This is a genomic window from Micropruina sp. (assembly GCF_027492755.1).
Classification (GTDB): Bacteria; Actinomycetota; Actinomycetes; order Propionibacteriales; family Propionibacteriaceae; genus Micropruina.
In genome coordinates, this window is record NZ_JAPUED010000234.1 from 2,602 (window position 1) to 15,116 (window position 12,515).

10 protein-coding genes are annotated in these 12,515 nt (G+C 68.5%); 8 read left to right on the forward strand and 2 right to left on the reverse strand.

Annotated features, from left to right (window positions below):
- Positions 1–166: 166 nt before the first annotated feature.
- Entirely contained in the window at positions 167–538 is a 372-nt protein-coding gene (locus Q0066_RS16075) for a hypothetical protein (RefSeq protein ID WP_298134826.1), read from the reverse strand.
- 397 nt (positions 539–935) lie between these two features.
- On the opposite strand from Q0066_RS16075, the gene Q0066_RS16080 reads away from it, so the two are divergent.
- From Q0066_RS16080 to Q0066_RS16110, 7 genes are all read left to right on the forward strand, one after another.
- Positions 936–2,357, forward strand: a complete 1,422-nt coding sequence (locus Q0066_RS16080; protein WP_298134828.1) for a glycoside hydrolase family 1 protein — start codon at positions 936–938, stop codon at positions 2,355–2,357.
- Between the two features lie 44 nt (positions 2,358–2,401).
- On the forward strand, positions 2,402–4,339 hold the full coding sequence (locus tag Q0066_RS16085; RefSeq protein WP_298134830.1) for a beta-glucoside-specific PTS transporter subunit IIABC: 1,938 nt from the start codon (positions 2,402–2,404) through the stop codon (positions 4,337–4,339).
- A gap of 115 nt (positions 4,340–4,454) precedes the next feature.
- Complete coding sequence (locus tag Q0066_RS16090) at positions 4,455–5,297, forward strand: PRD domain-containing protein (RefSeq protein ID WP_298134832.1); 843 nt, start codon at positions 4,455–4,457, stop codon at positions 5,295–5,297.
- Between the two features lie 274 nt (positions 5,298–5,571).
- Positions 5,572–6,939 carry a protealysin inhibitor emfourin gene (locus Q0066_RS16095; protein ID WP_298134834.1) on the forward strand — a complete coding sequence of 456 codons (1,368 nt, stop codon included), beginning with the start codon at positions 5,572–5,574 and terminating at the stop codon, positions 6,937–6,939.
- A gap of 269 nt (positions 6,940–7,208) precedes the next feature.
- Positions 7,209–9,509, forward strand: coding sequence for an FdhF/YdeP family oxidoreductase (locus Q0066_RS16100; protein ID WP_298134835.1), 2,301 nt, complete (start codon positions 7,209–7,211; stop codon positions 9,507–9,509).
- A complete protein-coding gene (gene fdhD / locus Q0066_RS16105; RefSeq protein WP_298134837.1) occupies positions 9,509–10,339 on the forward strand; it encodes a formate dehydrogenase accessory sulfurtransferase FdhD in 831 nt (276 codons plus the stop codon). Before Q0066_RS16100 ends, fdhD begins: the two co-directional genes overlap by 1 nt.
- Positions 10,340–10,536: 197 nt before the next feature.
- Complete coding sequence (locus Q0066_RS16110; protein WP_298134839.1) at positions 10,537–11,415, forward strand: hypothetical protein; 879 nt, start codon at positions 10,537–10,539, stop codon at positions 11,413–11,415.
- 79 nt (positions 11,416–11,494) lie between these two features.
- On the opposite strand, the gene Q0066_RS16115 is transcribed toward Q0066_RS16110, so the two are convergent.
- Entirely contained in the window at positions 11,495–11,806 is a 312-nt protein-coding gene (locus tag Q0066_RS16115; protein ID WP_298134840.1) for a Dabb family protein, read from the reverse strand.
- Between the two features lie 143 nt (positions 11,807–11,949).
- On the opposite strand from Q0066_RS16115, the gene Q0066_RS16120 reads away from it, so the two are divergent.
- On the forward strand, positions 11,950–12,486 hold the full coding sequence (locus tag Q0066_RS16120) for an MGMT family protein (protein WP_298134842.1): 537 nt from the start codon (positions 11,950–11,952) through the stop codon (positions 12,484–12,486).
- Positions 12,487–12,515 lie beyond the last annotated feature (29 nt).

Below are 12,515 nucleotides of genomic sequence, written 5' to 3' on the forward strand. Positions count from 1 at the left end.
CCAGGCGTGCGACGCTGGCGCTCCCCGGCCGTCCGAGTGTGGTGGCACCCGAGGATCTCTGACCGCTGCCCGTTGGTGGAGCTTGTTGAGGCCAACGAATCGCTCCCCGAACTATTCAGGGCTCGCTGAACTCAGCGAGCCCTGAATAGTTCGGGGAGCGCTGGGTTTAGGCCTGCCGCGCGCGCCGGGCGCTGATGAACGAGCTGATGCCGAAGGCCAGGTAGATCACCGACAGCACGAACATCGCCAGGCTGGCCCAGATGGCGGCCGGACGGGTCGCCGTGCCGTCGAAGAGCTGGCCGACCTTGACCACGTTCATCAGCGACCCGAGGGCACCCAGCAGGGCCACGACCAGGGCGCCGTGGATCGCGTGCCGGTGCAGTTTCGGGTTCGCGGCCAACCCGCCGGCGATCAGCAACAGCACACCGACCGCGCTGGGAATCAATGCGGTCATGCTGGCCGCACCGGTCGCTCCGTAGGCGACCACACCGGTCAGGGTGAGCAGGGCGCCGATTGCCAGGGTGAGCTTCGTGATCAACGTCTCGTCCTCTCGTCGTTGACACGATCGTGCCACGGGGTGGCCGGCCGCCGAACCAGCCCGCACCAGGCGGACGCCGGCCGGCCCGGGCGGCGCGCGCGATTGACGCGACCTTCCCCGGCGTCCTAAGCTTCGGTCGTCCTCGCGTGCGGGGACCGAGCATTGGGCATGTCACTCACTCGTTGAGGCAAGGACTCAGGCTCCAGACGCATCGTCGTCTGGGTCGGGTCCTTTTTTGTTTGCCCGAAAACGCTCGCCGGCCGATCGAGGAGGATCCCGCGTTCGGCACGACCTCGGTGCCCACCGCGGTCGCGTCGCCGAGCACCGGGGACCTCGCGATGCCGGTCGGACCTGTAGCTGCGTGACGATCAACCATGGACGGAAGGATCAGCGACAAATGGACTACAAGGTGCTACCGATGTTTCCGGAGGGCTTCCTCTGGGGTGCGTCGACCTCGGCCTATCAGGTCGAGGGCGGCTGGGACGCCGACGGCAAGGGCCCCTCGGTGCAGGATCTGCGGACGCACTTCCCCGAGGGAACCACCGACTACAAGGTGGCCGCCGACCACTACCACCGCTACGCGGAGGACGTCGCCCTGATGGGGGAGATCGGGCTCAAGGCGTATCGGTTCTCGATCGCCTGGACGCGGATCATCCCGGACGGCGACGGTGCGGTGAACCCCGAGGGGGTCGCCTTCTACCACCGGCTGATCGACGCGCTGCGCGAGCAGGGCATCGAGCCGATCGTCACCATGTACCACTTCGACCTGCCGGCGACATTGTCCGCGCGCGGCGGCTGGGCCAATCCCGAGACCGTGGACGCCTTCGTGAAGTTCGCCGAGGTGCTGTTCAACGAGTACGGCAGCAAGGTGACCTACTGGCTGACCATCAACGAGCAGAACATGATGATCATGCACGGCAAGATGCTGGGCACCACCACGCTGTCGGGCGATGAGGCCCAGCGTGACCTGTTCCAGCAGAACCACGGCATGTTCCTGGCCCAGGCCCGGGTGATGGCCCGCTGCCACGAGTTGGTGCCCGGCGGCAAGATCGGCCCGGCCCCGAACATCGCCTACGTGTACCCGCAGTCCTGCCGTCCCGAGGATCAGGTGGCCGCCGACGACTGGAACGCCATCCGGAACTGGCTGTACACCGACCTCGCCGTGCACGGGCGCTACAACTCGCTGGCCTGGGCGTACCTGGTCGAGCGGGGCTGGGCGCCCACCATCGCCGAGGGCGACATGGAGATCCTGGCCGCAGCGAAGCCCGACTTCCTCGCCTTCAACTACTACGCCAGCCAGACCGTCGCCGCGCCCAGCGGGGACGCGTCCGATCTGCGTCAGCGGGGCGCCGACCAGCAGATGATCCGTGGCGAGATCGGCCTGTACAAGGCGGTCGACAACCCTGATCTGCCGAAGAACGCGTTCGGCTGGGAGATCGACCCGGTCGGCTTCCGGACGACGTTCCGGGCCTTGTGGGACCGCTATCAGCTGCCGCTGCTGGTCACCGAGAACGGCCTCGGCGCCTACGACGAGCCGGCCGAGGACGGCATGGTGCACGACGACTACCGGATCGACTACCTGCAGCGGCACATCGAGCAGATCCGGTTGGCGCTGGCCGACGGGGTCGACGTGCTCGGCTACTGCCCCTGGTCGGCCATCGACCTGATCTCGACCCACCAGGGCATGAAGAAGCGGTACGGGTTCATCTACGTCAACCGCGACGAGTTCGACCTGCGCGACCTGGGTCGCAGCCGCAAGAAGAGCTCCTACTGGTACCAGCGACTGATCGAGTCCCGCGGCGCCAGCCTGGACGCCTGATTCCGAATCACCTAGCCACAGACACGAAAGGACCATTGAGAGAGATGCCAGCCATCGACTATCCCACCCTGGCCAAGGACATCCTGGCCAAGGTCGGCGGAGAGGACAACGTGGCCAACGTGGTGCATTGCGCCACCCGGCTGCGGTTCGCCCTCAAGGACCGCAGCCTGGCCGACTCCGACGCCGTCGGCGCTCTGCCGGGCGTCATCACCGTCGTCGAGAACGGCGGCCAGTTCCAGGTCGTCATCGGCAACAACGTGCCGCGGGTCTACGCCGGGTTGCCGGCGTCGCTGACCGCCGACCGCGAAGGCAGCGACGACAGCGCCCCGGCGTCCGGGAGCGTCGTCGGCCGGATCATCGATGTCGTGTCGTCGATCTTCGCGCCGATCCTCGGCGTGATGGCGGCCACCGGCATCCTGAAGGGCCTGCTGCTGATCTCGGTCGCGGCCAAGTGGCTCGCCACCACCTCGCCGACCTACCAGATCCTGTACGCGGCGGCCGATGCGCTGTTCATGTTCCTGCCGATGTATCTGGCGGTGACCGCGGCGCGGAAGTTCAACTCCAACCCGTACACCGCGCTGACCCTGGCCGGCGCCCTGCTGTACACACAGCTGGCGACAGTCAACCTGCTGGTCGACGGCAAGGTGACCCCGATGACGCTGCGGGCCTGGGGACAGGCCGGCAACAGCATCGACTTCTTCGGCATCCCGGTGCTGCTGCAGAGCTACACCTCCTCGGTGGTGCCGATCGTGCTCGGCGTGTGGGTGATGAGCTACCTGGAGAAGTTCTTCAACGACCGCATCCACGAGGCGGTCCGCAACTTCATCACCCCGCTGCTGGCACTGGTCATCATGGTGCCGCTCACCCTGATGACGCTCGGCCCGCTCGGCGTGTTCCTCGGCAACGGCATGGCCGCCATGATCCAGGCCGCCTACGGGTTCTCGCCGATCCTGATGGGTGTGCTGATGGGTGGCCTGTGGCAGGTGCTGGTCATCTTCGGCATCCACTGGGGCATCGTCCCGATCTTCATCAACAACCTGGCCACCCAGGGCTTCGACCCGGTCAAGTCGGCCGCCTTCCCGGCAGTGCTCGCTCAGGCCGGTGCGGCGCTCGGTGTGTTCCTGCGGCTGAGGGATCCCAAGCAGCGGGCCATCGTGGGCTCGACCGTGATCGCCGGCATCTTCGGCATCACCGAGCCGGCGATCTACGGTGTCAACCTGCCCCGCAAGCGTCCGCTGATCATCGGCTGCATCGCCGGCGCGGTGGGCGGCGGCATCACCGGCGCGTTCGGTGTCCTGGTCTTCGGCACCGGCGCCCCCGGCCTGCTCACCCTGCCGATCGGCATCGATCCGCACGGCGACGCGGGCAACTTCATCTGGCTGCTGATCGGCACCGGCCTGTCCTTCGTGCTGGCCGCGATCGGTACCTACTTCTTCGGCTTCTCCGCCGCTGACAAGGAGCGGGACGCCCATGGCGCGGCGCAGGCCGCGATCGAGGAGGCCGAGGCGACCGTCGCCACGGCGTCCGGTGCGGTCGACTCCGAGCTCGGTTCGCCGATGAGCGGACGGGTGATTCCGCTGTCCGAGGTGAACGACAAGGTGTTCTCGTCGGAGGCGATGGGCAAGGGCGTCGGCATCGTGCCGAGCTCCGGCCGGGTGGTCGCGCCGGCGGACGCCAAGGTCGTCGTGGCGATGGGTCACGCGGTGGGTCTGAAGACCACCGACGGCGTCGAACTGCTGATCCACGTCGGGCTGGACACGGTGACCCTGAACGGCGCACCGTTCTCGAACCAGGTCGCCACCGGTGCCGAGGTCAAGGCCGGTGACCTTCTGGTCGAGGCCGACCTGGCCGCCATCGAGGCGGCCGGTCTGGACACCACCACCGTGTTCATCGTCACCAACACCGACAGCTTCGAGACCATCCTGCCGCTGGCGGCGGGCGAGGTCACCGCGGGCTCGCCCGCGCTGCTGGTCGCGCGATAATCAGCGAGACCCCGTTTCCCTGGAGTTCGGCACCGGCGTCCGGCCGAGGTCGAACCCCAGGGGGCGGGGGCACGCTCCACGACGCCACATCACGAAGGAGGAGGCGCCAGAGTTCATGCGGGTCACACGGGTGCTCAACAACAACGCGGTGATGGTCGACTCCGCCGATGGTGTGGCCATCGTCCTGGGCCGGGCCATCGGCTACGGCAAACGTCAGGGCGATGCGATCGATCCGGCGGCCGTGACCGAGCGGTTCGTGCCCGACACGATCACGCCGATCGACCGGCTCGCGGCGTTGCTGGCCGACACCCCGCTCGAGATCGTCCGGGTGGCCCGCGAGATCGCCGAGTTAGCGCACGCCCGGCTGGACGTCCGAGTGAGCCAGGCGTTGGTCCTGCCGCTCGCCGATCACCTCGCGTTCGCGGTGGCGCGCAGCCGGTCCGGCACCGACTTCGACTACCCGCTGCGCTGGGAGGTGGCCCAGCTGTATCCACAGGAGCTGAGCCTCGGCCGGGACGCCGTCGACCTGGTGCGGCGACGGCTGGGCGTCCAGTTGGCCGACGACGAGGCGGTCGCCGTGGCGATGCACGTTGTCAATGCCCAGTTCGCCAGCGCCGGGATGGGCCCCACCCTGGAGATGACCACCAAGCTCAACCGGATCATCGGCGTCATCGAGATGGAGCTGGGCATCGTCATCGACCGGGATTCGATGCGGGCCGCGCGCTTCATCACCCACCTGCGGTACTTGTTCGTGCGGCTGCAGACCCGCAAGCAGTTCGCCGGCGAATCCAGCGAGGTGCGGGATTCAGTGATTCGGGCCTACCCGGAGGCCCATCACTGTGCGGAACGCATCCGCTACCTGTTGACCGTCAACGAGCAGTCCCTCTCCGATGACGAGGTGGTCTATCTGACGCTGCACATCGCGCGGCTGATCGAGGGAGCCCGCACCGAACGGTGAGGTGTGCTCGGGGTTCCCGGTCGGCCGGGCCGGCAGGATGAGGGCGGTGTGCCATTCACGGCCACCCTTACCGCCAGCGCCCGTCCGCGAATGATGTGGGTAGGAGCGGGGGCGGGGCGGCCTTGATACGCCGGCTGGCCTGATCGGGCGCCGATGGCGCCAGGCAGGCGGCAGTGGCTCGCCAGAGTGTCAGCACCTGGGGGCGTCCGGCTCATGAGGCAGAAACTTGTCGCGGGCTACAGAAACTGTCAGTGGCGGCGCGCATGCTTGATGCATGACGTACCGCAGGCGCACGATCGTTCCGCCCTACCTCTTGCGGCGGCTTGCCGACAGCGACGAATCGGGGGTCGCCGCCGTCGCTCAACACACCCTGCTGACCGACCAGTCGCTCCGTGACGGCCGTGTTGCCCAGCCTCTCGTTGCCGGCGACCGCCGCTCGGTGGTGTCGGTGGGAGAGGCCGCACCTCGGCGCGAGATCAGCACCGCCGACAACACCGAACGGCTGCCCGGCACGGTCATCCGCCGCGAGGGCGACGCCGCGACCGGCGACCTCGCCACCGATGAGGCCTACGACGGGTTCGGCGCCACCTGGGAACTCTTCCACGACGCCTACGGGCGCGACTCGATCGACGGTGCCGGCATGCTGCTGCCCGGAACGGTGCACTACGGCAGAAGCTACGACAACGCCTTCTGGGACGGTGAACGGATGGTCTTCGGCGATGGCGACGGGCAGATCTTCGGCCGGTTCACCGCCAGCCTCGAGGTGATCGGCCACGAACTCACCCATGGGGTGACCGAACGCACCGCCGGGCTGATCTACTCGGGCCAGCCGGGCGCACTCAACGAGCACATCTCGGACGTCTTCGGCAGCCTGGTCAAGCAGCGTCATCTCGGTCAGGACGCGGCGGCCGCCGATTGGCTGATCGGTGCCGACCTGCTGCTGCCCGGCGTCGATGGGGTGGCGCTACGCAGCATGATCGCGCCCGGCACCGCCTATGACGATCCGCGGCTCGGTAAGGATCCGCAACCCGACCACATGGACCGTTTCGTGACCACCGCCGACGACAACGGCGGGGTGCACATCAACTCGGGTATTCCGAACCGGGCTTTCGTGTTGGCCGCGCAGGCGATCGGCGGTCAGGCCTGGGTCGGTGCCGGCCAGGTCTGGTACGACGTCCTGACCGGCCGGCAGTTGGCCGCACGTGCCGATTTCGCGCGGTTCGCGGCGCTCACCATCGAGGCGGCCCGAGTACGTTTCGGCGATGACAGCCGGGAACATTCGGCGGTCGCCGACGGCTGGAAGCAGGTGGGGGTGTCGGCTGCCAGCACTGAGCCCGAACCGGTGCCGCCGCGCGCGACGGACGCCGACCTGCTGCTGCGCCGCACCGGCGGTGTGACCGGCGTCGTCCGGGAACGCCGCACCAGCCTGGACGCGCTGCCGCCGTCCGATGCCAAGAAATGGAACTCGCTGCTGAGTTCGAACGCCCTGGTCGACGTGGCCACCGGCCACCCGGTGCGAGACGGTTTCTGCTACCGGGTCGCCTGCGAGGCACTGTCGGTCGACGTCACCGTCGCCGAGCAGGCCCTGACCAAGTCCCAGCGTCACCTGTTCCAGCGGACGCTCCTCGACGAGAACACATAGCCACCTGCCGGTCGAGACCTGCGGATGCGCTGATCAACGCACCTTCATCGTCATTCCCGGACTTGATCCGGGATCTCTCTCTGGGATCTCTCCCGCCCGAGATCCCGGGTCGGAGCCCGGGATGACGTGAATGGATCAGCGCTTCCCGGGTCGTGCACGCCGTTGGTCGACGCTCGTCGAGGCCCTTCTGGACAAGCTCGACCGATCACGCGACTGGCCCTCGGTCGAACCGAGGCCGATACTGGAGCGATCCACGGACAGGAGGGCCGATGGTCAAGGGAGCACCGAAGCAGGACGCCGGTGACGCGCGGCTGGCGATCAAGTCACCCAAGAACTACGGCGCGGGCGTTCCCGGCGTGGTCCGGGCGCTGGAGCACGCGGGTGCACAGATGGGCCTCGTCCGTTCGGCGCTCACGCTGACCGCGATCAACCAGAAGGACGGCTTCGACTGTCCCGGCTGCGCCTGGCCCGACCCCGACCACCGGCATATCGCGGAGTTCTGTGAGAACGGCGCGAAGGCGGTCGCCGAAGAGGCGACGGTGCGCCGGGTGACCCGCGACTTCTTCGCCACCCATTCGGTCGCCGACCTGGCGACGCGTTCCGACCACTGGCTCGGCCAGCAGGGACGGCTGACCGAGCCGATGCTGCTGCGCGAGGGCGGCAGTCACTACGAACCGATCGGCTGGGATGAGGCGTTCGACCTGATCGCCGGCGAATTGCGGGCCCTGAACGACCCGGACCAGGCGATCTTCTACACCTCGGGGCGAACCTCCAACGAGGCGGCCTTTGCCTATCAGCTGTTCGTCCGGGCCTTCGGCACCAACAACCTGCCGGACTGCTCGAACATGTGCCACGAATCCAGCGGCTCGGCGCTCGGCCAGACCCTCGGCATCGGCAAGGGCACCGTCACCCTGGAGGACATCCACACCACCGAACTGGTGATCATCGCCGGGCAGAATCCGGGCACCAACCATCCGCGGATGCTGTCGGCGCTGGAGCGGACGAAGGCCAACGGGGGCCGGATCATCGCGGTGAATCCCCTGATCGAAGCCGGGTTGAAGGCGTTCCGGAACCCGCAGACCGTCCGAGGCGTGCTGCGCGGCGGCGTCGAACTGGCCGACGAGTACTGCCAGATCAGGCTCAACGGCGACCTGGCCTTCTTCCAGGGCCTGAACAAGCTGCTGCTCGAAGCCGACGCGCTCGACCATGCCTTCATCGCCGAACACACCAGCGGCTTCGACGAGTTCCGCGCCCACCTCGACACCGTCGAGTGGGCCGACATCGAACGCGCCACCGGTATGAGCCGGGCCGACCTGGAGCGCGTCGCCGAGCAGGTGCAGGCGTCCGGGTCGGTCATCGTCTGCTGGGCGATGGGCCTCACCCAGCACAAGAACTCGGTGCCGACGATCCGCGAGATCGTCAACTTCCTGCTGCTGCGCGGCAACATGGGACGTCCCGGTGCCGGCGCCTGCCCGGTGCGCGGCCACTCCAACGTGCAGGGCGACCGGACGGTGGGCATCAACGAACGCCCACCCGCGGCGCTGCTGAACGCCCTCGACCGGCGCTTCGGAATCACCGCGCCCCGCGAGCACGGGCACGACGTGGTGGCCGCGATCCGGGCGATGCGGGACGGTCAGTGCGGGGTGTTCCTGGCCGTCGGTGGCAACTTCGTCCGGGCGACTCCCGATTCGAAGGTCACCGAGGCGGCGATGCGCAATGTCGGGCTGACGGTGCACGTGTCGACCAAGCTGAACGGGTCACACGCGGTGACCGGACGGCAGGCGCTGATCCTGCCCACCCTGGGCCGCACCGAACACGACCGCACCGGCGGACGGGAACAGTTCGTCACCGTCGAAGACTCGATGGGCATGGTGCATGCCTCCCGCGGACGGCTCGCGCCCGCTACCGACCAGCTGCGGTCCGAAGTCGACATCGTCTGCTCGATCGCGGAGCGCACGCTCGGCTCGGACCTCATCGACTGGGCGGCGATGCGCGCCGACTACGCCACCATCCGTGGCCACATCGAAGCTTGCATCCCGGGTTTCGACCGCTACGAGAAACGGGTGAACACCCCGCTCGGCTTCGCGCTGCCGAACGGCCCGCGAGACTCGCGCACCTTCAACACCTCGACCGGCAAGGCCCGGTTCACCGTCAACGACCTGGTCATCATCGACGTGCCGCCGGGGCATCTGCTGCTGCAGACAGTGCGCAGCCACGACCAGTTCAACACCACCATCTACGGCATGGACGACGTCTACCGCGGCGTGAAAGCAGGGCGTCGGGTGCTGTTCATCCACCCCGACGACCGGGCAGAACTGGGTTTCGCCGACGGGGAGATGGTCGACCTGATCTCGATCTGGCCGGGCGATGCGGGCACCGAGGAGCGCCGGGCGCACGCCTTCCGGCTCGTCGACTACGCGACCGCGCGCGGCTGCGTCGCCGCGTACTTCCCGGAGACGAACGTGCTGGTGCCGCTCGACTCGGTCGCCGACGAATCCGGGACACCCACCTCGAAGTCGATCGTGATCCGGCTGGAGCCCGCCACTGACGATCCGGTCGGGTGGCGTTGATGGGTCGGGTCACCCAGCGGACGCGCGTCGTCCGGGTCGAGCGGGACGCCGTCCGGCCCCGCGAGGACCGGCTGGCCGTCGAAGAGCCGCTCGAGCTGCGGCTGGGCGGACATCCGCACGCCGTCACGATGCGCACGCCCGGACACGACATCGAGCTGGCGCACGGCTGGCTGCATGCCGAGGGTGTCATCACCAGCGCCGCCGACGTGCTGCGGGCCCAATACTGCGCCGGGTCGGTCATCGACGACGAGACCGGCACCGGAGTGAACACCTACAACGTGCTCGACCTGGTGCTGGCCGCCGGCCTCGTGCCGCCGCCGGTGCGCGGGACGTTCACCTCCAGCGCCTGCGGCGTCTGCGGCGCCGACTCGATCGAGACCCTCTCCCGGCAGGGCCGGTGGGACGTGGGTGACGACGACTCCGAAGTCTCGGCCGACCTGGTGCTCTCGCTGCCCGAACGGCTGCGTCCGTTGCAGCGGACCTTCGAGGCCACCGGCGGCGTCCACGCCGCAGGCCTGTTCGACCTGGACGGCCGCGCCCTGGTCGTCCGCGAGGACGTCGGGCGGCACAACGCTGTCGACAAGGTGATCGGCTGGGCGCTGCTGAACGGACGCCTCCCGCTGCGTGCCACGATCCTGCAGCTCAGCGGCCGCCTGTCCTTCGAGCTGGTGCAGAAGGCGTACCTCGCCGGCATCCCGATCGTGTCCGCGGTCTCGGCCCCCAGTTCCCTCGCCGTCGACACCGCCCGCCACCTGGGCCTCACCGTCGCCGGCTTCGTCCGTGGCTCCTCACTCAACCTCTACGCCCACCCCCACCGCGTCCGCACCTGAATCGAGGCCGGTCACGAACGTTGGGGGACGGTTCTCCCACGTCCGATTTTCGAACGATCGGGGACGGTTCTCCCACGTGCGACTTTCGAACGTTGGGGGACGGTTCTGCGCCGTGCGAATTTCGAATGCGGAAGAACCGTCCCCGGCGTGCGAGTCTCGTGGTGACAGTTGTGGTGTGGCCGGGGCAGGCTGGGGGAGTGGATCTGGACGAGGTGTACGGCGTCGACCTGGACGAATTCATGGCCGCCCGGACGCGACTGGTGGCGCAGGCCCGCACGGCCAAGGACCGTCCCCTCGCAACAGCGATCGCGGCACTCAAGAAGCCGACCCGTTCGGCCTGGCTGCTGAACCTGCTCAGCCGACGATCCCCGGACGACCTGAGCCAACTGGAGGAGCTGGCCGGACGCCTCGCCACCGCCCATCACGCCGGCGACTTGGCCGCATTGCGTGCGCTGGGCGCCGAACGGACGAAGCTGGTCGGACAGCTGACCGCAGCGGCGGTGGGCGCGGGCGCAGAACGCGGCTACCAAGCGACCGAAGCAGTGAAGGGCGAAGTCAACGGCACCTTGTCGGCGGCTGTTGCCGATCCGGATACCCGAACCGATCTGCTCGCCGGACGGCTGGTGAAAGCGCATGTCTACTCGGGCTTCGGGCTACCGGTCATGGGGGCGTTCACGCCAGGAGAGGCCCCGTCCGAGCCGCCGGCTGCGGCAGAACCGGCCGAACCCACCGCGGCCTTACACACCTCCGAAGACGCCGAACGGCGAGCAGTCGAGGCCGCTCGACAGCGTGCCGAACAGCTGGTCCGAGAGGCGTCCGACGAGTTACGACGCGCCCGTGCCGGCTATGACGAGGCGATCCGTCTCGAATCGGAGGCTCGGGAACGGCTCGATCGGGCCAGCCAGGAGGTTGCCGACCTGCGCGCTGAACTCCGCGCCGCCGAGGACGCGGAGGTGGTCGCCCGTCGCACCGCGACCGAGGCAGCGGACGGCGTCCACGAGGCGCGCGGCGCCGTCCAGCAGGCGGAACGGGCGCTCGCCGACGCCACTCGCGAACTTGCCGCAGGCCCGCACTGACCACACCTTGTCATCCCGCACTTGATCCGGGATCTGTCGCCACCTGAGATCCGGGATGACGTGAATGATCAGTGCTTCCCTACAGCGCCGCCGGGTCGTAGTCGATGCAGGCCCGGCTGGTGCGCCGAGCGCCGATCAGCGCCACCACTTTCTGATGCTCGGGGTGCACGGCGTAGGCCTTGAGTGCGTCGGCATCGGTGAAGACCGAGTAGATGGCCAGATCGAAGGTGTTGTCGAGGCCGGGCTGCGCAGTGATCACCTCGAATTCGATGATCCCGTCGATCACCGCCGGCAACGCCCGCAACGCCTCTGCGACCAGCGCCACATTGGTCGCCTTGTCGGCGCCCTCGGCGTGCTCGGCGAACTCCCAGGCCACGATGTGCTTGATCATGCGTTCAACCTACTGGCCGGACGCCCCGCGCGTGGACCGAAAAGAACCGTCCCTCCGTGCCGACAGATCGTGCTGGAACCCGTCTCCGGTGACCGGGAGAACCGTCCCCTCGGTCACCGGGGTGGATGGCCTACCGTGGGCGCGTGGATGACTTCCTGGTGGATCGGGTGCTGCTCGCCGTCGAGCAGATCCCGAGCGGACGGGTCGTGGCGTACGGCGACATCGCCCGGCTGGTCGGCACCTCGCCCCGCCGGGTGGGATCGATCATGGCCAGCCATGGCGGCCAGGCGACCTGGTGGCGGGTCGTCGGGGCGTCCGGTGACCCGGGCGGCAACCTGATCGGACGGGCCCGGCCGCACTGGTCGGCCGAAGGCATCACGGTCAAGCCCAACGGACTCGGCTGCCGGATCGCCGACTACCGGGCCGACCTGGACGAACTCGCCGCCGCCTACCACCGGGCGTTGGATGCGCTGCTGGCCTCGTCCGGAACGCCTCTGCCGTTCATCGGACGCCCCGCCGCGGCCGCTCTGGAGCAGTTCGGCATCACCACCCTGGAGCAGGTGCTGGAGCATTCCGAGGCCGAATTGCTCGGCCTGCACGGCGTCGGGCCGAAGGCGATCCGACTGCTGGCCGACGAACTCGGGCAACTCGGCTGGCGCTGGACACGACGGGCCGGCTGAGCCTGATCAAGACCCCAACCCCAGGCCGA

Bases quoted from the DNA above. Each gene is read 5' to 3' on its own strand.
- Q0066_RS16115 (WP_298134840.1), bottom strand. From the start codon at position 11,806: ATGATCAAGCACATCGTGGCCTGGGAGTTCGCCGAGCACGCCGAGGGC.
- Q0066_RS16100 (WP_298134835.1), top strand. From the start codon at position 7,209: ATGGTCAAGGGAGCACCGAAGCAGGACGCCGGTGACGCGCGGCTGGCG.
- Q0066_RS16080 (WP_298134828.1), top strand. From the start codon at position 936: ATGGACTACAAGGTGCTACCGATGTTTCCGGAGGGCTTCCTCTGGGGT.
- Q0066_RS16095 (WP_298134834.1), top strand. From the start codon at position 5,572: ATGACGTACCGCAGGCGCACGATCGTTCCGCCCTACCTCTTGCGGCGG.
- Q0066_RS16090 (WP_298134832.1), top strand. From the start codon at position 4,455: ATGCGGGTCACACGGGTGCTCAACAACAACGCGGTGATGGTCGACTCC.
- Q0066_RS16085 (WP_298134830.1), top strand. From the start codon at position 2,402: ATGCCAGCCATCGACTATCCCACCCTGGCCAAGGACATCCTGGCCAAG.
- fdhD (WP_298134837.1), top strand. From the start codon at position 9,509: ATGGGTCGGGTCACCCAGCGGACGCGCGTCGTCCGGGTCGAGCGGGAC.